This is a genomic window from Allobosea sp. 10L417 (genome assembly GCF_056395485.1).
The window spans coordinates 1-1,304 of the sequence record NZ_JBFTJP010000036.1 but is presented as its reverse complement, the minus strand read 5'-3'; the positions used below and the strand labels follow the sequence as shown (position 1 = coordinate 1,304).

Here is a 1,304-nt window from a genome sequence, read left to right as displayed (position 1 = left end):
TCGTCGCAGACCACGCGGAGCCTGTAGAAGAGRGCGGCTGGATCGACGTCCGAGAGATCGCAGAAAAGGTACCCGGCGCGGGTATCGTCGGAGTTGCTGCCAAATTGGTAGKTGAGCGGGAGCGTCCGGCCGTCCCGCAGGAYAAGCAGGCCTTTCCCGGTATACATCGCCGGCCCCCCGCCAACTGCCTCGGCAGTACGCGCCCGTTTCGGGGTKGGGGCAAGCGACGTTTRGCATCCCAATTGCTCGGCATCTTCTGCGYCRTTCTGACACWACGCCGTCCCGGAACCTTGCGCCCGACGTCCCCGTTCTTACTGTGCCGCTTTCGAGCGCCGATGAATTCCTCAAAGGCGATGCGTCGAGGCCCTCTCGAAAAGCAGCCGGTGATTGTTGGAGCACCGCAATCGCCGAGGGAGCCGATCTCCGGTCGGCTCCCTTCTTGGCGCCGGGAAAAGGGGGGGCGAGACCTCGAGGTCCGTTTTTTCTGCGCAGAGCCGTTGCGGAGGAAAGGACCATGCTATTCTCGTCCCTGACCGATTCAGATCATCTCGCGCGCGCCCAAGCCGCCTTTGAGACAGCATGGGTCGAAATCGCGCCAAGCATTCCCGTTGCACTTGAGGAGCCAGAACGCTCTAAGCTGGCCAACATCATTGTCTCGCTAGTAGCCGTCGCCGCAGATGAAGCAGAACTGGCGAGGCTGGCGGTCGAGCGCTATCAATCGATCATCGAGGAAGCGTGACCCATAGCCGTCAGTTTGGCGGCAGCTTCTCTGGAACGCTGCACGTCGAAAGGAGTTTCCCTTTGCGGTTATTACCCGAAGCGCTCGGAGGAGGCCGCCATGATGGTCGATCCTCGACCAAAAGTGCCCCAATAACGAGAAGTTGAGGCCACCACTCCGGCTCGTCTACGATCGCGATGCAGAACCTACGGTCGAGACGCCTGACGAGGCCGAGCAAGGTACTCCGCGGTGGCCGGTTTTAATTTTGCTGATCTCGGGGCTGGCGAATGCGGTGATCGCGTCGTTCGTAGCTGGACTGCTGGCCTACTGAGGCCGCGCAGGAATCACGAGGATTTGGGTTTGTCGGCGGACCTTCGGCTAACCTTACGATCGCCAGCCAAGAAGCCCGCGATTTCGAGTTCAAGCTCGATTAGAAGTTTCCGGTATTCCTCTGCTATGGCCGCGGCATTCGGTTCAGTCTGCTGGGTCCATCGAACGTAGGCGCGCGAGGCCAGCTCATAGCCTTCATATAGGTCAATGCAGCGTTCTGCAGCTCTCTTGAGCTGTTCGCGCCGTTCGGGCCAGC

General features: G+C 60.4%; 2 protein-coding genes. One reads left to right on the top strand and one right to left on the bottom strand.

The features are described 5' to 3' along the window. Positions 1-514: 514 nt before the first annotated feature. Positions 515-739 (top strand): hypothetical protein, encoded by a 225-nt coding sequence (locus tag AC1DE3_RS28255; RefSeq protein ID WP_441514574.1) that lies wholly within the window; start codon positions 515-517, stop codon positions 737-739. Positions 740-1,062: 323 nt separating this feature from the next. Here the strand turns inward: AC1DE3_RS28255 and AC1DE3_RS28250 are convergent. Then, positions 1,063-1,304 (bottom strand): hypothetical protein (locus AC1DE3_RS28250; RefSeq protein WP_476852976.1); only part of this gene is annotated, 242 nt, incomplete at its 5' end.